This window comes from Methylobacter sp. sgz302048, from assembly GCF_052162025.1.
In the GTDB taxonomy this organism is placed as follows: Bacteria; Pseudomonadota; Gammaproteobacteria; order Methylococcales; family Methylomonadaceae; genus Methylobacter.
This window is the reverse complement of record NZ_CP197401.1, coordinates 4162281-4185917: the sequence shown is the minus strand read 5'-3', so window position 1 is coordinate 4185917 and position 23637 is coordinate 4162281. Positions and strand designations below refer to the sequence as shown.

Here is a 23637-nt window from a genome sequence, read left to right as displayed (position 1 = left end):
CAAAAATTGCATTACTTTGGCTTTTTCTAGTGCGCGTATAGCTTAGCGGCCGATGTTTCCGGTTAGGGTCGGCAAGAATGTAATGCCGCACTGGGGATCTATGGAGCGGGATCGTCAGGGCTCGAAGTAGCAGAAGAGGAGCATCATGTTATGAGTTTACACTTTTTATGCTCAGGCATGCGCAAAGACCCTGAATGTCAGGCCTGACCCGCGCTTCCGGCTGGTTGTCAGTATTTGTCGACGATTTTATTTGTTACTGGAGATAGACCTATGAGCGATTTTCCCGCTTACGATGAGATTCATGTGATCTCGGACATCCACATGGGCGGCAACAGACCCAATTTTCAGATCCTGAAGGAGGCCAGGAGGCTGGCGGGTTACATTGGGTGGGTGGCCCAACAGTGCCCGGCAGGCCATGTAGCGCTGGTGCTGAACGGGGATGTCTTCGACACGCTGGCCGAGGAACTGCCGGGCTACGTGGCGGTCGAGCAGGCCGTATCCGTGGTTGAGCGGATCATGAAAGACGCGTCCTTCGCCTGCATCTGGGATGCGCTCGCGGCTTTCGTGGCAGGCGAACGGCGCACGCTGGTTTTTATCATCGGCAATCACGATATCGAAATGGCTTTCCCGACGGTGCAGCGCCTGATCATGAAACGATTGGCAGGCGATGACCTGGTCAAGCGCGCCCGGATCGAGTTCTCGACCACCGGCGCCGGCTACACCTGTACAGTCGGCAATGCGCGTATCTACTGCACGCACGGCAACGAGGTGGATGCCTGGAACTACAACCGCTACGAGGATCTGGCCAAGGTCGGGCGGCGCCTGAATGCCGGCCGCTCGCTCGATGCCAAGGAATGGTATCCGAACGCCGGCACGCGCATGGTCAAGGAGGTCATGAACGAGGTCAAGGAAAAATACAAATGGATCGATTTGCTGAAGCCGGAAACCCAGGCCGCGGTTGGCACGCTGATCGTGCTTGATCCGTCCCAGGCGAAAAAGATCACCGACCTGGTGTCAATCGTCGGCGAGAGAGTCGGCGGCGGCAGGGAAGTCAACCAACGCCTGTCCGCGGAAGGGTTTCAGCCGCGCGAACAGGTGACGGATGCCTCGGCGGTGACGGTCGAGCAATTGCTGGGCCCCAATCTCAGAGAGGGCATCAACACGCATCCGCGGCAGGATTCGCAGGATGTGGACGCGATGCTGGCGCTGGCCGAGGCCAATCTCGGCAAGCCGAATGCCCAGATCGTCGAGCCGGCAGCGCCGCTGGGCACCTGGCAGCTGATTTTCGATCGGCTGACGGGCTGGCTCAGGGATGTGCCCAAGGACGAGGCGTTGCGCCGGGCGCTGAAAGACTGGCTGGCCGACGACAAGACCTTCGACCGCACTGACCAGGACGATACCTTCAAGGATGTCACGGCGGCGGTAGGGGCTTCCATCGATTTCATCGTCACCGGCCACACCCATCTGGAGCGCGCTATCGACATGGGCGGCGGGCGCTTCTACTTCAATTGCGGCACCTGGATCCGGCTGCTGCGCTTCACCGACGCCATGCTGAAGGACCAGAAGTCGTTCAAGCCGGTTTACGACGTCCTGATGGACGGCCGCATGGAACTGATCGACGAGGCGAAATTCGGCGGGCAAAGCTTCGTGATGAACCAGACCAGCGCCGTGTCCATCAAGGCGGAGAAAGGCGGCGTCGTCGGCTGCCTGAGCCATGTCGTCGGCGACGGCACCGGCGCGCCCCAGGTCATCCAGCAATTCGCGAGGAAGTGACATGATCGAAAAGTACACTTCGGAAATCCGCAACGTCAAGCTAGAGCTGTTAAGATCCGGGCCCGCCCACAATCAACTGTTGTCGCCGCTGACCAACTACATTGCCCTGTGCGGCTCCGACGGGCCGGTGACGCTGCAAATGCCGTTCGAGCATCGCCAGTTGCTGATGCGCCTGCGGCGGCTTAGATACCCCCAGGATAAGGACCCCGCCACTGACGACCAGCGGCAATCGGAAATCCGCGACATAGGCGAGGCCATCGGCCGCGTGCTCGGCCAGGTGCCGGCCCTGCTCTCCGAGCTCGGCAATGCCGGCGCCGAGAGCGGCAAACTCGTGCATTTGAGATTGGCCATGTCCGCGTTCGAACTGGGCCTGATGCCCTTCGAGGCGGCCGTGGCGCCGGACGGTTTCCCCGGATCGGGCTCGCCGCTGTTCCTGCAAATGCGCACGCCGATCACGATCACGAGGGAAATCCGCCGGGGCCGTCCGCTGCCGGTCGACTGGACGCGTCCGCCGCGCATTCTGTTCGCGTTCGCGGCGCCGGACGGGCTTTACGTGCCCGCGCAGGCCCATTTGCAGGCCCTGCGCGAAGCCATCGAGCCCTGGGTCAAGATCAAGGACGAGAACCGCATCGAGGAAGTCAAAAAGCTGCTGACCGTGCTGCCCAATGCCACGCTGGAGCAAATCCGCTCGCTTTGCGCGTCGACCGAGTTCACCCATGTCCACATCCTGGCCCATGGCGCGCCGTTCAAGTATTCCGGCGATGAGCGCTACGGCCTGGCCTTGTGCAGTGAAACCGGCGACAGCGCCGACATCGTCGACGGCGAGCGTCTCGCCATCGCCCTGACCTCGAGCGATTCGGCCGGCAACACGCGGTTTCGGCCGACGCTCGTGACGCTGGCGACCTGCGATTCCGGCAATATCGAATCGGTGCTGACGCCCGGCGGCAGCATCGCCCACGAACTGAACGCGGCCGGCATTCCGTGGGTCATCGCGTCCCAGTTTCCGCTGTGGATGAAGGCATCGGCCATCGCGGCCAAAGTGCTCTACCGCGGCTTGCTGAACGGCGGCGACCCACGCTGGGTGCTTTACGAGCTGCGCCAGCGGCTGCGCACGGATTCGCCGGAGACGCACGACTGGGCCAGCATCGTCGCCTACGCCACAGTGCCGTGGAATTTTGAACGCCAGGTCAACCTGTTCCGCGACCAGCAGACGCAGCGCAAAATCGAAGTGAAGTTTGACCGGATCGACGAACTGGTGGGAGCGAATCTGGACCGGGATCAAAGTGCCGCGCAGATTCTCAGTGATTCCCAAAATGTGGAATTGGCCGCACTGTGCGCATCGGTGCGCGAGGATCTGAAAAACTGGCGCGAGGAATCGCATGCCATCGTCTCGGCCAAGGATAGGGCGCAGCGCCTGGGCATCAGCGCCGCCAGCGAGAAACGCATCGGCATCGCCTATGCCTTGGCGGAAAATCTACCATTGGCCCAGAAAGCCTACGAAGCCTGCCGCGATTTTTATCGTGATGCCTGGGAAATCGACCCTTGCAATTACTGGGTGATCACGCAATATCTGTCGATTATCGCCATCCTGAACCGGGAAGACGACGGCCCCGTGCTCAAGGAACTGGCGCATAAATACAGCATATTGTGGAACGCGGCCAAACAGATTGTGCAATGGCAGATCCGCAAATCGTCAGGCGACGACCGGGCTTATGCGTTGAGCACGCTGGCGGAACTCAGCTTGTTGGGAGTGGTGTACGGCGGACAAGACAGCGATCCTAAATCGCTGGAAACCGAGATTAAGCAGCACTGCCGAGAGATGCTGAACGAGCTTTGCGCCGACGCGTTTCCAATCATTTCAACGCGGCGCCAGTTCAGGCGATATCTGAAAGATTGGAGTACGCCGCTATGGACCGGTCTGGCGCAGACGGCATTGGATGCGCTGGGGGATGAGTATTAAGCGCTGAGTCTGTGATGCGGGATAACGGGAAAAGGATGTCCCGATTCAGTGCGCTAGTGCACTGCCAACGCTAAGAATATGGGCTACCTAAAACTGTCTAATAGGCTTCTTTCCCAAACCGGAGACGAGACATGCCCAAGAAATACATTGTCCGCCTGAGCGATACGGAACGTCATCATCTTCAAGAGGTGATCAAAAAACTTCAAGGCAGCTCACAAAAAGTCCGGCGTGCGCAGATTCTGTTCAAGGCCGATGCGAATGGCCCGGGTTGGACAGACCAGCGGATTGCGGAGGCCTACGCATGCCGGATCAACACGGTCGAAAAGATCCGCCAGCGCTTTGTCGAAGAGGGCTTTGAACGGGCGTTGGAAGGCCGAAAACGCGAGTATCCGCCGACCCCGAGGTTATTGGACGGGGCACAGGAAGCGCGCATTATCGCCACGCGCTTGGGATCGCCGCCGGCAGGCTATGCGCGCTGGAGCCTGCGGCTGTTGGCCGGGCGCGTCGTGGAACTGGGGATTGTAGACGCCATCAGCCATGAGACCGTCCGCAAGCTGATTAAAAAAACGGCATGACGCAGCGGGCGATTGCCTATGGGGTGATTCCGCCCGAGCAGGACGCCGAATTTGTGGCTGCAATGGAAGAGGTGCTGGACGTGTATGCGCGACCGTATGAGGCCGCGCATCCGGTCCTTTGCATGGACGAACAACCGATACAGTTGATCAAAGAGACCCGTACGCCACGACCGGGGACGCTGACGCAGCCGCCACGGGTCGATTACGAATACGAGCGTGCCGGCACCACCAGCTTGTTCCTGTTTACCGAGCCGTTAGTCGGATGGCGCGAGGTGACGGCCCGCCCTCAGCGCACCAAAGCAGATTGGGCCAAAGAAGTGGCCCGCTTGCTGGAAAGGCGTTATGCCCAGTGTCCCATGGTGACGCTGGTGAGCGACAATCTCAACACCCATACCAAAGGAGCCTTTTATGAGGTCTTCGAACCCGAACGTGCCCGCAACCTCGTACGGCGGATCAAGTTTTGCCAGACGCCCAAGCATGGCAGTTGGTTGAATATCGCTGAAAATGAGTTGAGTACCCTGACCCGACAGTGCCTGGCGCATCGAAGGTTCGGTGACATGGAAACCTTACGGACTGAAATTAGCGCCTGGTCGAGCTCTGTTAATAGCAAACAACGCGGTGTCGATTGGCAGATGAAAGTGGACGATGCACGAACGAAACTGAAATCCATTTACCCTAAAATTAAGCTGTGACAATGCACTAGCCATGAATCAAGTATAGCGGAGAACGCAAAATGTTGGAGTGTGAGAACTGACCCTGTCGCTCCTCCGGGAAATGGGTCTTATTAATCAATAGCTTCCGTCTCCTTTGACAACATCCATTAATACCAACAGTAAATCAAAATCCCCAACACTCTTGCGATAGTTCGGAAAAAACAAGCTCCTTGCAGTCCAGGTCGATTGGAAAAACATCAGGTACTACAATGGATGAAACGCTTACACCTTTCGGCAGTGAAGGTTGATATTTTTCAGTTTTCGATTCCCCTGATGCCAATATATGGCGTTGAATTAATCGGGCCCGGACAACGTGTCGGCTCAGTCCTAGCAATCTTGCTGTTGCCAATTGATTTCGGCCAGTATGCTTATAAGCTGCTTGCAGCAAAGCTTGTTCCACACGAGCATACAGATCAGGATGTTCTTGTTCGCATAAAGCCTGAAATATATTTTCTAATTTCTCGAAATCTCCAAGATCGGGGTCTACTGCCTTGGGAAAATTTGATAATTGAGAGAGACTTAGATCAGTCGGCGTAATGGTAAGATCACGAGCTACCAATAAAGCATGATGTATAGCATTTTCCAGTTCACGAATGTTACCTGGCCAAGTATGTGCCACCAATGTTTGTTTTGCGGTTGGGGAGACAGTGGTTTCCGGACAACCAAGCCGCTGCCCATAAATTTTTAAAAAATGTTCAACTAATGGCAGAATGTCCCCAGTGCGCTGCCGTAAAGGCAACAAATTCAATGCTGCGACATTCAGACGGTAGTATAAATCTTCACGAAAGCGGCCGGCCAGGACTGCCTCTTCCAACTTGACATTAGTGGCCGCAATCAAGCGCACATCTATGGGGATTGCTTTATGAGAACCGACCCTTACCACCTCTCGTTCCTGCAGAACTCGCAATAGTTTTACCTGTACCGACTGCGGCAGATCACCAATCTCATCCAGAAAAATCGTACCGCCGGAAGCGGCCTCAAACCAACCGGCTTTGTCTGTCGTCGCTCCGGTAAAAGCCCCTTTTACATGGCCGAACAGCTCACTTTCAATCAATGTTTCCGACAAGGCGCAGCAATTGACCGCCATAAACGGCCCGTTGCGTCTTGCACTGAGTTCGTGAATGTGGCGGGCAACCAGTTCTTTGCCGGTGCCGGTTTCGCCAATGATAAGGACATTTAACTCGCTAGGCGCAATGCGTTTGATCCTATCAAGCAGTTCTTTGGATTTTGGATCTTCGAAGACTAAGGCGGACGCTCGAATTGAGAGTGCCAATTCGGCAGGATTGGGAAAAGCAAGTAAATGCATAAGAAAAAAACATATCCCTTGAAATTATAATTATCTCTAAAATAGCATACGTATTTATACTTACTAAAATGATTAAAAGTAATACTATTATGTGTAAATGAGATAGCTTCGATTGAGGATAAGGAAAGCAGGCAGGCCTTTGTAAAAACAGGAAAACTACAGATTTCAGCTTCTGCATTTCCTCAAAAACCTGCCTTGTAAAATTAATACGGTCGGCAATCTTATTTGTTAGTGCTTAACTTTCTCAAGACAAATTGTCTAAATTGAATAAATGTCCCAGCTTTTCGGATTTAGTGCGTAAATAGACGATATTCTCCCGATTGGGGACGGGTTCTAGCGGTATTCGTTCGACAATTTTCAGCCGGAATCCCGCCAGTTCGGTGAACTTGGCCGGATTGTTGCTCATCAGCCGCAGCGTAGTCACGCCCAAGTCAGTCAAGATTTGCGCACCTACATCATAGCTCCGGGAATCCACCGGCAAACCCAAGTCCAAATTGGCTTGTACGGTATCCCGGCCTTGGTCCTGCAGCTCATAGGCGCGTAGCTTATGCGCTAAACCGATGCCACGGCCTTCATGACCGCGCAAGTAAACCAAAACCCCACTGCCTGCCTGTTCAATTTTAGCCAAGGCCATTTTCAGCTGATTGCCGCAATCGCAACGCAGAGATTCAAAAATATCGCCGGTTAAACATTCGGAATGCACGCGCACCAGAACGTTTTGCTGCCCCGTCACCTGGCCTTTGACCAAGGCCAAATGCTCCGAGCCATCTAGCGTCGAACGGTAAACATGGGCGGTGAAAACTCCGATTGCTGTCGGGATCCGTGCTTCTGAGATGTGTTCAACCAAGCGCTCGTTACGACGTCGGTAGGCAATAAGATCAGCGATAGTGATAAACGGCAATTTATGTTGCTTGGCAAATGCCCGCAGTGCTTCGCCACGGGTCATGCTGCCATCGTCATTGACGATTTCGCACAACACTCCGGCAGGATACAAGCCGGCTAAGCGTGCCAAGTCCCCGGCCGCTTCGGTGTGACCTGGACGAACCAAAACCCCATGTTGCCTGGCCCGTAATGGAAATACATGGCCTGGCCGGGCAAAATTGTCGGCATCGCAGGCGGGATTAGCCAATGCGCGGATGGTGGCGCTGCGATCTGCAGCAGAAATGCCGGTGCTGGTGCCTTTGTTCAAGTCCACCGAAACAGTAAATGCAGTGCCATGCGCATCGGTGTTGTTCGCCACCATGGGGTCCAGCCGCAACGCATCAATGCGCTCACCCGGTAGTGAGACGCAAACGACGCCGCTAGTGTGCCGTATTAGAAAGGCCATGCGTTCCGGAGTGATTTTTTCGGCCGCTATGATTAAATCGCCTTCATTTTCCCTGCCGGCATCGTCGGCTACCACTACGAAGTCGCCGTTGCGAATGGCCTTCAGGGCTATTTCGATTGAGTCGTAACTCATTATATGATCCTCATGAGTAAAAACTCGGTGTCGGCGATTTGGCATTCAGAACCCATTCGCCAAGATCGAGCAGCTTATAATCCACCGGATCATGCAGCGAATGGGTACGCAGATTGCGCCAATAGCGGTCAAAGCCTGCTTTGGCACTGGTCGCCCGCGCACCGGTAACTTCAAATAAGCGCTGAGTCACGTCTAAACCGGCCCGGGTTGCCAGGACTTTAGCTGTCGCGCTGGCAATGGCAACACTGCCGCGCTCAGCCTCGGTTAACGCATTTTCCTGACGCCAAGCGGAATCCAGTAAACTTGCGGCATAATCGGTTGCCAGTGCGGCGGCATTGAGGTCAACCCAAAACTCACCGTATTTTTTAAGTACATAAGGGTCGCTGGTAGCGCTTTCCACGCCGGATAAAAACCAGGCTCGCGATTGGCTGCGGGTGTAATTTACGGCTTCTGCCAAAGCGCCTTCACCTATGCCTAGATAGATATTGGTCAAAACCAGCTGTGCAATCAACGGGCGTAATGAAGCAAATACACTGCCTAAAGGGCCAGGCTGACGTAAAATTTCATGATCATATATTTGTACCCCATGAAAATCCACCGTGCCGCTGTCAGTTTGGCGTTGCCCCATATTGTCCCAATCCGCATTGATCCGGATGCCTGCCCGATGGCTGGGAATTGCCGCTATCACTAATTTGCCGCCTGTCTCCGGCAATGCTGATACGATTAAATAGTCGGAATCTGTAGCACCGGAACAAAAGCTTTTTGTGCCATTCACCTGCCAATCTTTGCCGTCGGCCCTAATCTTGGCGCGGGTATCCAAAGGATTGAGGGTATTTCCCCAAAACCAGCTATTTTTAACCGTTTCACGATAATAATGCGGCCATTGATCTCCAAATAACCGCACAGTCGCCAGCAATAAATGCTGGAAACCGAACAAATGTCCCATTGAACTGTCAGCCCTGGAAATAATGCGCACCATACGCAAAGTGTCGTGCCAATCAAGACCGTGTCCGCCGTATTCAACTGGAATGATGAGGTTTAATAGGCCGCTTTTACGCAAGCTATCCCGTTCAGCTTTAGCCGTACCGCCAGTTCTATCACGTTCTACAGCGGTGGCGGCAAACTCTGCCGCCAATTTTTCGGCTTTATCGAACAACGCTTGAGACTTTACCTGAGCTTGTTTGAGAGGGTTAGCGGTGCTCATTATGCGGCCACTTGGTCAGCTTGTCGTGATTCCAATTCACGTACCAGAGGTAAAACCCGTTGCCCGAAATATTCGACTTCTTCTTGGAAATGCAAAAAGCCGGTTAGAATCAAGTCAACCCCCACCGCTTTTAAGGCCACAATACGTTCGGCGATCTGTTCGGGCGTGCCGATCAGATTAGTTTTAAAGCCGTCGTTATATTGCACCAAGTCTTCGAATGTAGACTTAGCCCAGTTGCCTTCACCTTCCGGCGATGCTTTGCCCGCTTGTTTAACTTCATGCCCAAACGCGTTGACTGCTTCCAAGTCGGCTTTTTCAATAATTTCATTGAGTACCGCCTGAGCCTCTTCCTCAGTATCCCTGGCGATAACGAAAGCATTGACGCCAATCTTGACCGAATGGCCTTCTTTGACCGCCTTAGCGCGAATATCGTCAATCTGCGCTTTAATGCCTTCCAGTGTATTGCCATTGGTAAAATACCAATCCGAGATCCGGGAAGCCATATCGCGTGATGCCCTGGAGCTGCCGCCCTGAAAAATTTCCGGATGCGGTTGTTGTAAGGGCTTGGGCTTTAAGGTGAAATTGTGGAAACGGTAGAAATCGCCTGAAAAGCTGAAGTCATCCTGTGTCCAAATGCCTTTGATAGCGCGGATGAATTCTTCGGAACGGCGATAACGTTCGTCATGCTCCAGCCACGGTTCACCGATGGCGGTGAATTCAGTTTTAAACCAACCACTGACTATATTGACGGCTATGCGGCCGCCCGTCAGGTGATCGATAGTAGCAATCTGCTTGGCTAATACTGCCGGATGCCAAGGTCCTGGCAAAATAGCAGCAATAACCCGCAGTTTGCTGGTGGCTGCCAACAAGGCATGGGTGAAAGCTACCGATTCGTGTTGATACTCGGCACCGTAACCGGCGGTGAAACGGATCTGGCTAAGGGCATATTCAAAGCCGTTTTGCTCCGCTATTTGCGCGAGCTTGCGGTTATAGTCAATATCCCAGCTGGTGCGTTGCTCGATTTTACTGATCAGCAGACCGCCGCTGACATTGGGCACCCAATAGGCGAATTTGATGGGGGAGGAATTAGGTAATTGACTCATGTGGTTTTTTTCCTTATGCAGCATAATTGGCTGGGTTGTTCAGAGGCGCTCCATTGAGTGTGACCGTACCGATCACCTCTACAGGCCTGGTCAGCGTATCAAGCACTGGGCAGTGCGTTTCTACAAGCGCAATGAGCTTTCTGATCGTTTCCGGGTCCGCAGGGCTTTTCAATGTGGTTTCAAAGCTGATTTTCTGGTAGCCGGCGGGCACCTCTTTCAAGCCAAAGAGCCCATGCAGATCAAGATGTCCCTTGGCGGTCACCGCTACGGCATCCAAAGGAATACCCAACACGGCGGCGTAAGCGGCATAGACGATTTCCTGACAGGTGCCGAGCGCGACCAGTATGAGCTCGACGGGGTTCGCTCCCGCGTCTTCTCCGCCCAGATCAGGGGGCTCGTCAATGATCAGCGGCGGAAAATTCCGCACTTCGGCGGAGCAGCGCAGGCCATTGAGCAGGCGAGTGTGCGCCTTAAATACCAAATGGGCTCCTGCCGGATTTTTTTGCAAGGCAGCAATGGTATTCTCCAATGCGGCTTTCAAAGTTTTCTGTGACATGTGGATCTCCAGCGTATCGATGCTAGGGCAATCGACAAAAAAGGATGGCTTTGCGATCGGCTCGTTAAATCGAACCGATACAAATGTTTATAAACCTGAACTTTCCTGCAGTTTCTACTCGCCGCCTGCCTCGAACAGTTCCAGCGGCAATCCAACCAGTGCTTTTCCAATCCATTCGCGAGCGATGTTGTTTGATGGCCCCATGCCGATGCCTGCACGGGCATCACGGAAGATGCGTTCGATAGGGCCTTTCTTGTAACCATAACCGCCGCTGACATCCAGGGCATTGCGTGCCGAAATGTTGGCCACTTCCGCTGCATGGATTTTGAATTCAGTCAACGGCAGCAGGATTTGCCCTTGCAGCTGGCCGGATGCCTGCAATTGGTCCAATTGCCGTGCCAGATCGTGCTGCCAGGGACGCAAGCTTTCCACCAATACCTTGGACTCACCCAATTGCTGGCGCAGCACTTGATAGTCAGACAGTTTGCGGTTGAAATCGCGATGAATGGTGCCGGTTAGATGATCGGCCGCTTTTTCCAAGGCCGACCTGGCTACGCCGTGCCAAACAGCGCCCAGGCCGATCAGATACACCGGCGATACGCCGTGGTAAACAATGTCTTTACCTTGACCTTCTTCGCCTAAGCGATCAATGCTTTTCACATGCACATTTTTATAACTGATTGGTCCACTGTGATTGCCGCGAACTCCAAGCGCTTCCCATGTGCCATGCGTAATGCCATCCAGTTTGGAATCGACGATGAAAAAACTGATATCGGTAGCGCTTTGGGCGCCAGGCGAGCGGGTTTGAAAAATATAATAATCCGCTTGGCCGGCGCTGGTAGTAAATGATTTTTCAGCATTGAGCAGATAGTTGTTGTCATCATCCCGTGTGGCTTCACTAAAATTAAACCACCAGTGTCCGCCGGAGGCTTTTTCGCTGGTGGAATAAGTGCCGATCAGACCGTCCCGGGCAGGTCTCAACCAGCGTTCTTTCTGGTCGTGGTTGCCAAATAAATTGATGGTCTGTGCGGCACCAGTGTGCATCACATACACCAGGCCGGTGGAGGCGCAGGCGCGGCCGACTTCTTCAGCCACTATGGAAAAAGCAACATGATCCAAACCCAAGCCGCCGTATTCCTTGGGAATCAGCACGCCATTCCAGCCGGCCCGACCCAAGGCTTCAAGATTCTCCCTGGGGAAAACGCCCTGGTCAGTTTGTTCGGCATTAGGCCGTATGACTTCGTCAACCAACGCGCGAATTTCAGATCGGATTTTTTCGTAATCGGGTATAGACATGATGCTCTCCTTAAGCTGCTTCGCATGATTGAGTTTGATCCGCTCGGATAAGCGCCGCGACAACTGCCTGGCGCGCTGCCGCATGGATGCGTTCATTGACGACGGCATCGCTAAAGCGTGAACCATCATAGTTCTGTTCGGTGGCGTAGATGCCGGAAGGGACGGTTTGCGCACCGAAGAAGCCGAATAGCGGCCGCAGTTGATGTTCGATAATCAGGGCGTGCTTTTCTCCGCCGCCGGTGGCACCAAGAATCACCGGCACTTCGTTTAGCGCCTTCACATCCAGAAAATCAAACAGATGCTTGAAGAGGCCGGTATAGGAACCTTTGTAAACCGGCGTAACCGCCACGAGGATGTCTGCCGACCCGATAGAATCCAACACCGTTTTGCCAATATCACTCAGCTCCCCAGGATGACGGGCAAGTCCGAAAACCGGAGCCAGATCAGCCAAGCTGTGGGTTATTACTTCAATACAAGCTTGCGGGTAAGCTTGCTGCTTGATTGCCTCGACTATTTGCCCGGCCAATGCTAGCGTCTTAGACGGCAGCCCTAGATTGCCCGAGACAACCACGACTTTTAATGTACTCATATTGATTGCCTTTGTACGGTTGAAAAATTCAAATGCCCAATGCCCACAAAGCATTGGTACTGTATTTAGCTGTAGCAGCGATCATGCCAGTTTATAATCTTTTGTTTTTAAACGAATTGTAGAAGTATTTATAGAGTTGAATGCCGCTTCCGTAGCAATAACAGAAAACAATTGCCGCTGTAGCGGCAATTGTTTTTGGATAAACAACCGGCAAATCCAGGATTAAGGCAGTTCCTAAATTTGGCACAATGACTGCTGCTTATGTGACTTGAACACTAGCCGAAGCGGAGGTCGCTTCAACACATTTCTGCATGATTTTTGGCGCAACGCTGGAAACACCAGAATATGAAATCCGCCAAATGGCTTAATCGTCGGCTGGGATCAAAACAGGACGATCAGATATTCTGGATGGGATTATTGAAGAAATTCGCAAAGCGGGTGTTGGCCACACAGTTGTCGTTGGCCGTGGCACACCCTGCATTAAGGTTGATAGTTCGTACCTGTTACGGGCGATGAGATGAACACTTGAGGATTTTCGTACGAAGGAGCACTGGATGCATCGAAACGCAAAGCGGCTGCTGCGGATTTGACCTACAGGCCGGATTTGCCGAATAATTCCACAGCGGACTATTCGGCATCCATCACTTAAAATTTGAAATTAGCCCCCGCACCCAATGCCCATTCGCTAGCACTAACATGATAATCGCCTAAAGCCAGTGTACTGCGATCTGCCGAACCTTCAAATGCATAGGCCGCAAACGCATCCAGCCTGAACTTGGGCGTAAAGGCGTATCCCAGACCTGCGGTAGCTGTATGCTGCCAAACGACCGGGCCTAAAGTAGTTTGTACGACTTTAATCAAATCGTTGCTATTAAGAACACCGGGAACACTAGTATTAAGAGGGAGTGTCCCTAATCCTTTAAAACCGCCAACCGTGCCATTCGGATTATCGCGGAGCAACTCCGAGGCATAACTGTAGCCTGACCGAAATTGCCAGTTTCCATGGGTATATTGGCCACCCAGCATAGCCAGGAACTGATCGTCGTAGACATCTTTATATAACGAAGAATTCGACCAGTTTTTCCAGGCTACGTCCGCCTCTAATAACAGATTGGGGGTGGCATTGGCTGCTATGCCCCAAGTCACCTCCAACGGTTGATCGAGCTTTACGCTTTGGTATTCTTGACTGCCGCCTACCGTGGTCGACAATACGTTCTTGTAGCGGTATTGCAAAGGGGATTTTAATGATGCGCTTAACTTCACATCCTGCGTGAGTTGATAAGTTGCTCCGAAAGCGCCACGGATCCCAATACCATGTACACTGGACGTAGTCCCTCCAAAATCACCTGTTAAACCGCTAAGTCCCGTCGTGTTGCCGGTTGTCCCGAATTGGCCTAAGCCGAATCCTACCGTTAGTGCTGCCCCTAACGACAAATCGGGTGTCACTTCATAAGCCGCTCCTACATTGGAACTTAATGACAGTAATTCCACAAGCAAAGGCAATGTAGCCGCACCACCGGCACCTGCACCGCCCAGCCCGAGTCCGGCCCCGCCATTGATTGGATGGGTACGATAATCGGCGCCTATGCCGGAGTCAACCGAGACACCGGCGCCGATCACAAAGCCGGGCAACACTTCGGCACCGAGAGCAATATCCGGCGCGAGGTAATTCTGGGCCAGACTGTGGGAGTGATTAGTGAAGCCGTTATTGCTTTGATAATTGTCCACATCGGGCTCGAGAATTGCCGCACCTAAGCTAAAATTGAAGCCTTTAAACTGAGTCAAGGCGGCCGGATTGCCAAATAGCGCCGCAGAAACTTCTTGCGGCCTGGTATAAGCCGCGCCAGCCATACCGCCGGCAATGGGTTTTAAAGACAGATTCAGGTCAGTTCCGGTATTTAGCGCCAATACGCCAGGCGATGCCGTACTCGCTAGCGCCAATAACAATACTCGCTGTAACCGCCATGAATTTATGCATCGGTAATCTTTGAGAGAAATTAATTCATTATTCATTTTTAAACTCCAATAAAACATTTTCATGTATCGGCTATATCCTTCAAACTTGTTCACATAGGGGTAATAGAAGGCAAATAGGTTATGCCTGAAAGTATCTATTGCGAGGTTTGTGCCAAGTTTAACTTGTTGTTTATTAGAGTGTTTTCTGTGATATCTTAATTGTTGATGCCGCACTGGCAGCAATGAAGCAGGAAAGTTGCCGCTCTTGGCGCAATATGAGATGAGTTTTAAGACTGAGGTGCTGATTGAGCTGAATTGTTACTGGTTTTCAGGTTTTTGTTGATGCTATCCTTTTCAGGACTTGCGCAGTTTGCCTGTTTAACCGCCGAAACAAGTGGTTTTAAAACCTGTGGGGCGACTTCGCCTACTGTTAATTAATCATCCGTAACGATGGTTACGGGCATCAGCTTAAATCCAGAACAGCCTAACGAATAGGAATTGTGGGACTATAGATCCAGCAGTATGGAAGTTTTAATTTTTTTCAGGTTGCTCATGCCATAGCTGGGTATATCTTGGCCTTTGGGCAAGAATGCGGAGAAGAGATACAAACTTCAAGAAGCCGGAGGGAGTCTCTCGTGCAAGACTCGATCAGCCGGTCTCCTGAGCTGCAGCCTGCGGCTTTTCATGACGGTGCGCCTTTATACCCGATGGCTTTTGAAGATTCGTATAAGATTCTGGAAAACAGAATGCAAAAGCGCGCTGATTTATCTCGGAATGAGCCAAAAGTGCAAATGCGGGTAAAGGTCAAAATCCTTATGAGTTAATGGATTTTAAAAGGCATGGCGCATGCAGAACACAGAACCAAAAATGCGGTTTTAGGGGATGTCATATGGCGCGCCCGAGAGGATTCGAACCTCTGGCCTCAGCCTCCGGAGGGCTGCGCTCTATCCAGCTGAGCTACGGGCGCGTAAGCGCGTATTTTAACCGATTGCGCGCAAAATTACGATAGCATTGTTTTTAAATGTGCAAGACTGGCCTTGCCGCGCTCCTTGATGACTTCCGGCGTCAATTGTTTCTTGTTGGTCCATTCCAGGTCGTCGGGCGGCAGTTCGTTCAGGAAACGACTGGGTTCGCATTCGCTGATCTCGCCGTAGCGCTTCCTGTGTGTGCAATAGCTGAACGTCAGCGTCCGCTGGGCGCGCGTGATGCCGACATAGGCTAGCCGGCGCTCTTCTTCGATGTTATCGGTTTCGATGCTGTTTTGATGCGGCAGCAGGTTTTCTTCCATGCCGATCAGGAACACATGCGGAAACTCCAGGCCCTTGGCGGCATGCAGGGTCATCAGGCTGACCTGGTCGCTGGCTTCTTCTTCCTGATTGCGTTCCATGATGTCCATCAGCATGATTTTGGAAACGATCTCGGACAGCGATTTTCCCTCGCTATCTTTTTCATTGATGCGCTTGAGCCAGTCGATCAGCTCCTGAACGTTCTTCATTTTGCGCTCGGCCGATGCCGGCGTCTTGCTGTTTTCGCGTAGCCAGTGCTCGTAGCCGATCTGATCCAGCATGGCTTCGATGACGGCGAAGGTGTCGCCGCGTTCGATGCGGTCGGCCGTATCGATGACCCAATCGCGGAATTTGGTCAGCCGCTGCATGGCTTTTTCGGGCAGTTTCTGAGTCAGGCCCAATTCGGAACTGGCCGCGAACAGGCTGATATGGCGCTCGTTGGCATAGTCGCCGAGTTTTTCCAGTGTGGTCGGGCCGATTTCGCGACGCGGCGTGTTGATGATGCGCAGGAAGGCCGCATCGTCGTCCTGGTTGACGAACAGGCGCAGGTAGCTGAGCACGTCCTTGATTTCGGAATAGGCAAAAAACGATGTGCTGCCGCTGATGAAATACGGGATGTTGTTCTCGCGCAGGCTGCGCTCGAACAGCCGCGACTGGTGATTGCCGCGGTATAAAATCGCGTAATCCTGATAGCTGCTGCCGGTCCTGAATTTATGGTGGATGATTTCAGATACGATCTGCTGGGCTTCGATCACTTCGTCCTTGTGGCTCAGTACGCGCAACGGATCACCGTAGCCCAGCTCGCTCCAGAGCTTTTTTTCGAACGCGTGTGGATTGTTCGCAATCAGATGGTTGGCTACTTTCAGGATGCGACCGGTCGAGCGGTAATTCTGCTCCAGCTTGATGACTTTCAGGCGCGCATAGTCTTTTTGCAGTTGCGCCAGATTTTCGGGCTGGGCGCCGCGCCAGGCGTAGATGGACTGGTCATCGTCGCCGACCACGGTAAACCGGCCTAGATTGCCGGCAATCAGTTTGACGAGCTGGTACTGCGTGATATTCGTATCCTGATATTCATCGACAAGCAGATAGCGGATCTTGTTCTGCCATTTTTCCAGCACGGCCGGCTGCTCCTGAAACAGCAGCACGGGCAGCAGGATCAGGTCGTCGAAATCGACGGCGTTGTAGGCTTTCAGGCTGCGGATATAGTCGTTGTAAAGCACGGCCGCCGGGTATTGGTCGGCCGTTGCCGTTGATACGGCCAGCTCCGGCGTGACGAAGGCGTTTTTCCATTGCCCGATCTGCCAGGAATAATGGTCGACTTTGTCGATATCGCAGTTTTTGCTGTCATGGCTGATCAGGTTGCGCAGCAGGGTAAGCTTGTCCTGTTCGTCGAACAGCGTCAGGCCGGCCTTGTAGCCCAGCGTTTTATGCTCAGAGCGCAGGATTTCCAGGCCCAGCGAGTGAAACGTCGAAACCCTGAGGCCGCGCAATTGCTTGTCGTCCAGCAGCTTGGAAACGCGGCTTTTCATTTCGCGCGCGGCCTTGTTGGTGAAAGTCACGGCGGCGATATTGCGCGCCGGTATGCCGCCTTGGGTAATCAGATAGGCGATTTTTTCGGTAATCACGCGCGTCTTGCCGCTGCCGGCGCCGGCTAGCACTAATAAAGGATGATCGATGGTTTTAACAGCAGCTTGCTGCTGTGGATTCAGTTTGGCCATCACTACTATATAAACTTAGGCTGAAACCGGCCTATTATACAGCTTGTCGGGCATCAATCACGCGCCGAGATACGCATCTCGCCATTTTCCTGCTTCATGTTGAATTGCTGCAGGACATTCATGCCGAGCAAGGGCTGGCTTAAGTTCGGCACGACCCTGGCTGGCGCATTTTTGACTACGAAATGCCCGAATTTGAGTTCCGAAATGACGGCTGTGCAGGCGTCGGTTTGGCCGTTGGCGGTATCCACAATGACTTTATCCTTGCAAGCCATCCCGGCATTGGAAGCGAGTGAAACCGGCAAGGAGACGACCGATGCGCCGGTATCGATCACGAATGTCAAGGGCTTGCTGTTAATGGAGCCTTCCAGAAAATAATGCCCATTGGCGCCCTGTTTGATAACGAGCTCTCGGTGAAGCTTTTTCTCCGGTTCTTTTTCGGGCGGTTTTTCCTTGATGACGGATGTCCATGAAGACACGGTTTTAACACTCTCCGAGCAGGCCGATTTCTGGTAAATGATGTTGCCTTGCTGATTCCTACATTTGAAGATCGTGTCATTGCTCCAGGTGTTCATGCTGAACGATGCCAGCCCTATGGACAACAACAATAAACTATTTTTTTTCATGATTCCCCTCTGGTGACTATTGCCGCTTATCGCTGGTAGACCGGGTTTGTAAACCCAACATTTTGAAGCCGCTTATGCTGGATTTACCAACCCAGCCTGCAAACTATATTAAAGAATAGCACAGGCGTTTCGGGTCGAATGCCAAAAGCAGGCGCTCTAGGCGAATTCGACCTTACAGAGTGGGTTAAAAGCCATTAAATACTTCTATCCAGTTTGCGATAACTGATTGCTTCACTCAAATGCGCGATTGCTATCTGTTCCGAATGGGCCAGATCGGCAATGGTGCGGGCGAGCTTGAGGATGCGATGATAGGCACGATGCGACAGGCCGAATTTGTCCATGGCCTGCTCCAGCAACTGATGGCCCTGCTCGGATAACAGGCAGAACTGTTTGACTTCCTTGGCCGTCAACGCCGCGTTGGCCTTGCCGCTGCGCGCGATGGCGACATTGCGCGCCGCCTCGACTCGCGCCCGGATTGTCGCGCTGTTTTCCTCGCCGTCCGGCGAGCCCTTGCGCAAGACCTCATGCGGAACCCTCGGCACTTCCAGATGCATGTCGATGCGGTCGAGCAGCGGGCCCGACACCCTGGCCCGGTAACGCATGACCTGCTCCGAAGTGCAGTGGCAGCGGCCCGAGACATCGCCCAGATAGCCGCAAGGGCAGGGATTCATGGCTGCGATCAATTGAAATCGCGCCGGAAAATCGGCTTGCCGGCTGGCGCGTGAAATCGTGATATGGCCGGTCTCCAACGGTTCGCGCAGCACTTCGAGCACCTTCCGGTCAAATTCGGGCAGTTCATCAAGGAACAGGGCGCCGTTGTGCGCGAGTGAAATTTCGCCGGGCCGGGGATTGGAGCCGCCGCCGACCAGCGCCGCTGCCGATGCCGTATGGTGCGGGGCGCGATAGGGCGGCTTCAGCCAGTTGGCCACATAGAGCCCCTGGTCGCTGATCGAGGCGATGGCGGCGCTTTCCTGGGCCTGCTGCTCGGACAGCAGCGGCAGAATGGTCGGCAGGCGCGAAGCCAGCATCGACTTGCCGGTGCCCGGTGGGCCCAGCATCAATAGATTATGCGAGCCGGCCGCGGCGATTTCAAAGGCGCGTTTGACATGATATTGGCCGTGCACATCGGCAAAGTCGATGCCGTCGGTCTGCATATCTGGTACAGGTTGCGGGAATTCCGGCTGTATCAGGTTCTGGCCGCTCAGGTGCGCGCAGACTTCCAGCAGATGGCCGGCCGGCAGGATCTCTATGCCTTTGACCAAGGCGGCTTCGGCGATGTTTTCTCTGGGCAGCAGCAGTTTTCTGCCGTTGTTGCGGGCCTGTATCGCGATCGGCAGCACGCCGCTGATCGGTCGCAGTTCGCCGCCCAGGGACAACTCGCCGATGCATTCGTACTGGTCGAGGCCTGCGGTTGGAATCTGGCTGGATGCCGCCAGAATGCCCAGCGCGATGGCCAGGTCGAAACGGCCGCCTTCCTTGGGTAGATCGGCAGGGGCCAGATTGATCGTGATGCGCTGGGCCGGAAACTCAAAGCGCGAGTTTAGGATCGCGCCGCGAACGCGGTCCTTGCTCTCCTTGACGGCGGCCTCCGGCAAACCGACGATGGATAGTGCCGGCAGGCCGTTGGCCACGTGTACTTCGACCGTGACCAAGGGCGCATTGATGCCGGCGCGGCCCCGGCTGTAGATGACGGCTAAGGCCATGGGTTGAAGTTTATTTCAGGAGGGCGACTAAAGTCGCGCCCACAGCACTGTGATATTTTACAGGTCGGCTTTGTCAAGGATTTGTGCCTCCATGGCCGCGACGCGTTTTTCCAGGTCTTCAAGCTTGGAGCGGGTTTTGGCTAAAACCGCTTTCTGCACTTCAAACTCTTCACGCGTGACCAGGTCCAGTTTGCCTAAGGCACCCTGCAAAATGGCGTGAAAGCTTTTTTCCAGGTCTTCTTTCAGATTGCTCAGACCCGGAGGGAGGGCGCCGGCCAGGCGGTTGGCAAGATCATCAAGGGCTTTGGGATCAAACATAGGATATCTCTCTCTTTACTTAAAGGTAAAAGGCGGCTAACTATGCCGGCCTGTTGTGATTAATCGTTCTCTGTTTCCACCGGCCTGTCAGCGGCTGGCTTATGTTCCCGGCATATTTTTTCGGTGTCCAGACGGCTTAACGGCACCTGGGCCAGATCGCACTGGTAATGATTGTCGATCTCGTCGAAATGGCTGCAGGAGTTGCAGACGCCAAATGTCCGGACATTGTTGGTTATCTGTAACGTCCGCAGCATGGAATTCAATGCATCGCCGAGGGTCGTGTATTGTTTGATCGCCAGGGCGTTCTCGGCCTGCGCGAACACATCGAGCGCTTCCAGTTCGTCCAGCAGGCGCACGCCGGATTTGGACAGGGAAAGATGCACGACGCGCCCGTCTTCGGAGTCGTTGCTGCGCTCGATATAGCCTTTACGCTCAAGGACCTGTATCGTCTGCGAAACAGTGCCCTTGGTTAGGCCCAGATAGTCGGTCACGGCCGCGGGCGTGTCACTGCACCAGTTGCAGCGGGACAGATAGTCCAGCACCTGGATGTGGATCGGCTGCAATCCCACTGCGGCATACTTTTTTCGTTCTTCCGAACGCACCAGGATGCTGATGCGTTCGATCAATTTAAAGGTGTTTTTTAATTCCTGCATTCAACTGACTACTTCAAACCAAGGGCTTTCTTGAAAAACTCAGGCTGGGCCAGTGAAGCCTTATGGATGTCGACATTGTAGTAAGTCGTGTCAAAATTTTTGTTGGCGGAGTCCAGTTCCCTGAATTTTGCCAGGCTGGCTTTGCTGGCGATCGTGGCGCTCCACCAACCGGACGGATAGATGGCTTGCGGGAAGAACAGCGTCTGCAGGTGTTCGAAACCGGCCGAACTCATGGCATCGCGCATCTCGCCGATCAGCTTCATGTGATACAGCGGCGATTCGCTTTGCTGCACGACCATGCCGTGCTCGGACAGGCAGTTGAAGCAGTCGCGGTAGAATGCCTTGCTGAACAGGCCTTCGGCCGGGCCGGCCGGATCGGTGCTGTCGACGATGATGATGTCCACAGAATTAGGCTCGGCATCTTTGACCCACTTGATGCCGTCGATGAATTTCAGATCGGCGCGCGGATCGTTATTGGATTCGCACAATTCGGGGAAGTAGATTTCGGCCAGCCGCGTGACGCGCTCGTCGATGTCGATCTGTACGGCCTGTTCGACGGACGGGTGCTTCAAGATTTCCCTCAAGGTGCCGCAGTCGCCGCCGCCGATGATCCAGACGCGTTTCGGATCGGGGTGCGTGAATAAGACCGGATGACTCATCATCTCATGATAGAGGAAGTTATCGCGCGTTGATACCATCGTGCAGCCGTCGATGACCATCAAATTGCCGAAATCCTCGGTTTCATAAATTTCAATAAATTGATATTCCGATTGCTCCTCGTGCAACTTTTGTTTAAATTTTAACGAAAAGGCGGATTCTGCACCTGGAGCTTGCTCGGTAAACCACTGAGACGGATTCATTATCTGTGTTCCTAAAAACGAATAAACAAATCAATATTATATTAGAATTCTGTCGTATTTAGGCGGAATGGAGTGAAAAAGTTGTATTTAAGTGATTCAAAGACGTGGACTCTCGAGGATTCGGCGCAGACCTACGGCATACAAAACTGGGGCGACGGTTACTTTGCGATCAATGCCGAAGGGCACGTCTGCGTAAGGCCGAGCTCCGACAAAGCCGTCGAAATCGATCTGTATGAAATCGCCGGATCGCTCAAGGACAAGCACCTGTCCCTGCCGGTCCTGGTGCGCTTCACCGACATCCTCAAAGACCGAGTCCGGCGCCTGCAGGCTGCCTTCGAGAAAGCCTGCGTCAACAATGATTACCAGGGCCGCTACACGCCCGTCTACCCGATCAAGGTCAACCAGCAGCGCAAAGTCGTCGAGGGCATTCTGGCTTCCGATAATGTCGGGCTGGAAGCGGGCAGTAAGCCGGAGCTGCTGGCCATCATGGCGCTATCGACGCAATCTGTCGTGATCTGCAACGGCTACAAGGATCGGGCTTATATCCGCCTGGCGCTGATCGGCCTGAAAATGGGGCTGAACCTGTTTCTGGTCATTGAAAAGCCTTCCGAACTGGAACTGATCATCGAGGAAGCCGCGCGGTTGAACGTCAGGCCGCAACTGGGTGTGCGCATCCGGCTGGCCAGCATCAGCGCCGGCAAATGGCAGAACAGCGGCGGCGAGAAATCCAAATTCGGCTTTCATGCCAATGAAGTGCTGGGATTGATCGAGCGCCTCAAACAAGCGGAACTGCTCGATACCCTCAAGCTCATGCATTTTCACATGGGCTCGCAGATCGCCAACATCCACGACATCAAGGTCGCCCTGAAAGAAGCCGGGCAATTCTACGTCGAATTGCACCGCCAGGGGGCTCCCGTAAAAATCATCGATGCCGGCGGCGGCCTCGGCGTCGATTACGACGGCAGCCGGTCGCGGCGCGAGTCATCGATCAATTACAGCATGGATGAATATGCGCAGAACATCGTACGCAGCTTCGCCGAAATCTGCGCCGAGAAGCAGGTGCCGCAGCCCGACATCATCACCGAGTCGGGCCGCGCAATCACGGCCCATCATGCCGTCCTGATCACTAACGTGACCGATATCGAATCGGTCTATACCAATGACTCGGCCAAACAGCCTCTGGCCAACGGGCAGAACATCGTCGAGCGTTACCATGACGCGCAATTCGCGCTGTCGGAAGCCCGCGCGCAGTTCAATCAGGATAAGCTGAGCATCGTAGAATTGGCCCAGGCCGAGAACGACTATGCGGTCATCTGCCAGCAGATTAAAAACAGCCTGAATCCGAAAAGCCAGAGCGAAGCCACGATATTGCAGGAGCTGAGCGAGAAGCTGGCCGACAAGGTGTTCTGCAACTTCTCGCTGTTCCAGTCCATGCCCGACATCTGGGGCATCGAGCAGATCTTCCCGATCATGCCCATACACCGGCTGGACGAGCGCCCTGTACGGCGGGCGGTAATTCAGGATCTGACCTGCGATTCGGACGGCCGCATCGATCAGTACATCGATGGGCAGAACATCGAAACGACACTGGCGCTGCACGAAATCGACTGCAAGGAACCGTACCTGATCGGCTTCTTCATGTTGGGTGCCTACCAGGAAATCCTCGGCGATATGCACAACCTGTTCGGCGACACGCATTCGATCAATATCGAGCTCGACGACAGCGGGTATCATTTTTACGATCTGCTTGAAGGCGAGCATGTCGGCGATCTGCTGGATTACGTTCATATCTGTCCCGAGGAACTGAAAGCCGCCTATCGTGAAAAGCTGGCCAGGAGCCCTGTCAGCGAACAGGAGCGGCAGGACTACGAGAAAGAGCTGGTCGCGGGCCTGACGGCTTATACCTATCTGGAACGCTAACTGAACGTAGGGTACGCATTGCGTACCTTCCCTGGATTTGATGCACTAACAACGTTTTGAAAATGG

19 protein-coding genes and 1 tRNA gene are annotated in these 23637 nt (G+C 53.8%); 5 read left to right on the top strand and 15 right to left on the bottom strand.

Annotation, left to right across the window (positions count from 1 at the left end; all coding sequences use genetic code 11):
* Positions 1 to 270 precede the first annotated feature (270 nt).
* The 4 genes from ACTNE6_RS18785 to ACTNE6_RS18770 all read left to right on the top strand — a co-directional run bounded on the left by ACTNE6_RS18785 (position 271) and on the right by ACTNE6_RS18770 (position 5000).
* Positions 271 to 1773: a metallophosphoesterase gene (locus ACTNE6_RS18785; RefSeq protein ID WP_442497850.1), complete on the top strand. Its 1503-nt coding sequence runs from the start codon at positions 271 to 273 to the stop codon at positions 1771 to 1773.
* A complete protein-coding gene (locus ACTNE6_RS18780) occupies positions 1715 to 3733 on the top strand; it encodes a CHAT domain-containing protein (RefSeq protein ID WP_442497849.1) in 2019 nt (672 codons plus the stop codon). The genes ACTNE6_RS18785 and ACTNE6_RS18780 overlap by 59 nt, the downstream gene beginning before the upstream one ends.
* 131 nt (positions 3734 to 3864) lie before the next feature.
* Positions 3865 to 4308: a helix-turn-helix domain-containing protein gene (locus ACTNE6_RS18775; RefSeq protein WP_268120897.1), complete on the top strand. Its 444-nt coding sequence runs from the start codon at positions 3865 to 3867 to the stop codon at positions 4306 to 4308.
* Positions 4305 to 5000 carry an IS630 family transposase gene (locus ACTNE6_RS18770; RefSeq protein ID WP_442497848.1) on the top strand — a complete coding sequence of 232 codons (696 nt, stop codon included), beginning with the start codon at positions 4305 to 4307 and terminating at the stop codon, positions 4998 to 5000. Before ACTNE6_RS18775 ends, ACTNE6_RS18770 begins: the two co-directional genes overlap by 4 nt.
* 145 nt (positions 5001 to 5145) lie before the next feature.
* Here ACTNE6_RS18770 and ACTNE6_RS18765 read toward each other — a convergent pair whose 3' ends face one another.
* From ACTNE6_RS18765 to speE, 15 genes are all read right to left on the bottom strand, one after another.
* Positions 5146 to 6327, bottom strand: a complete 1182-nt coding sequence (locus ACTNE6_RS18765; protein ID WP_442497847.1) for a sigma-54 interaction domain-containing protein — start codon at positions 6325 to 6327, stop codon at positions 5146 to 5148.
* Positions 6328 to 6571: 244 nt separating this feature from the next.
* Positions 6572 to 7786, bottom strand: coding sequence for a bifunctional 3,4-dihydroxy-2-butanone-4-phosphate synthase/GTP cyclohydrolase II (locus tag ACTNE6_RS18760; RefSeq protein WP_442497846.1), 1215 nt, complete (start codon positions 7784 to 7786; stop codon positions 6572 to 6574).
* 10 nt (positions 7787 to 7796) lie between these two features.
* Positions 7797 to 8990, bottom strand: a complete 1194-nt coding sequence (locus ACTNE6_RS18755; RefSeq protein WP_442497845.1) for an acyl-CoA dehydrogenase family protein — start codon at positions 8988 to 8990, stop codon at positions 7797 to 7799.
* On the bottom strand, positions 8990 to 10093 hold the full coding sequence (sfnG, locus tag ACTNE6_RS18750; RefSeq protein ID WP_442497844.1) for a dimethylsulfone monooxygenase SfnG: 1104 nt from the start codon (positions 10091 to 10093) through the stop codon (positions 8990 to 8992). The genes ACTNE6_RS18755 and sfnG overlap by 1 nt, the downstream gene beginning before the upstream one ends.
* Positions 10094 to 10106: 13 nt before the next feature.
* Positions 10107 to 10649: an OsmC family protein gene (locus ACTNE6_RS18745; RefSeq protein ID WP_194969936.1), complete on the bottom strand. Its 543-nt coding sequence runs from the start codon at positions 10647 to 10649 to the stop codon at positions 10107 to 10109.
* Between the two features lie 114 nt (positions 10650 to 10763).
* Positions 10764 to 11945 (bottom strand): acyl-CoA dehydrogenase family protein, encoded by a 1182-nt coding sequence (locus tag ACTNE6_RS18740; protein WP_442497843.1) that lies wholly within the window; start codon positions 11943 to 11945, stop codon positions 10764 to 10766.
* A gap of 10 nt (positions 11946 to 11955) precedes the next feature.
* Complete coding sequence (locus ACTNE6_RS18735) at positions 11956 to 12534, bottom strand: NAD(P)H-dependent oxidoreductase (protein WP_442497842.1); 579 nt, start codon at positions 12532 to 12534, stop codon at positions 11956 to 11958.
* A gap of 645 nt (positions 12535 to 13179) precedes the next feature.
* Positions 13180 to 14574, bottom strand: a complete 1395-nt coding sequence (locus tag ACTNE6_RS18730; RefSeq protein WP_442497841.1) for an OmpP1/FadL family transporter — start codon at positions 14572 to 14574, stop codon at positions 13180 to 13182.
* Positions 14575 to 15380: 806 nt separating this feature from the next.
* Positions 15381 to 15457: transfer RNA gene (locus ACTNE6_RS18725), tRNA-Arg, on the bottom strand.
* Between the two features lie 33 nt (positions 15458 to 15490).
* Positions 15491 to 17494 (bottom strand): DNA helicase Rep, encoded by a 2004-nt coding sequence (rep, locus tag ACTNE6_RS18720; protein WP_442497840.1) that lies wholly within the window; start codon positions 17492 to 17494, stop codon positions 15491 to 15493.
* Positions 17495 to 17547: 53 nt separating this feature from the next.
* On the bottom strand, positions 17548 to 18117 hold the full coding sequence (locus tag ACTNE6_RS18715; RefSeq protein ID WP_442497839.1) for a retropepsin-like aspartic protease family protein: 570 nt from the start codon (positions 18115 to 18117) through the stop codon (positions 17548 to 17550).
* Positions 18118 to 18311: 194 nt separating this feature from the next.
* On the bottom strand, positions 18312 to 19820 hold the full coding sequence (locus ACTNE6_RS18710) for a YifB family Mg chelatase-like AAA ATPase (RefSeq protein WP_442497838.1): 1509 nt from the start codon (positions 19818 to 19820) through the stop codon (positions 18312 to 18314).
* A gap of 57 nt (positions 19821 to 19877) precedes the next feature.
* Complete coding sequence (ubiK, locus tag ACTNE6_RS18705; protein WP_194969928.1) at positions 19878 to 20138, bottom strand: ubiquinone biosynthesis accessory factor UbiK; 261 nt, start codon at positions 20136 to 20138, stop codon at positions 19878 to 19880.
* Positions 20139 to 20197: 59 nt separating this feature from the next.
* The gene (locus tag ACTNE6_RS18700) at positions 20198 to 20791 is read right to left on the bottom strand and encodes a MarR family winged helix-turn-helix transcriptional regulator (protein WP_434482529.1); all 594 of its coding nucleotides are present in this window, start codon (positions 20789 to 20791) and stop codon (positions 20198 to 20200) included.
* An 8-nt stretch (positions 20792 to 20799) separates the two neighbouring features.
* A complete protein-coding gene (gene speE, locus ACTNE6_RS18695; RefSeq protein WP_442499719.1) occupies positions 20800 to 21654 on the bottom strand; it encodes a polyamine aminopropyltransferase in 855 nt (284 codons plus the stop codon).
* A gap of 78 nt (positions 21655 to 21732) precedes the next feature.
* Here speE and speA point away from each other — a divergent pair, with 78 nt between their 5' ends.
* Complete coding sequence (gene speA, locus ACTNE6_RS18690; protein WP_442499718.1) at positions 21733 to 23571, top strand: biosynthetic arginine decarboxylase; 1839 nt, start codon at positions 21733 to 21735, stop codon at positions 23569 to 23571.
* The last annotated feature ends 66 nt before the right edge of the window (positions 23572 to 23637 follow it).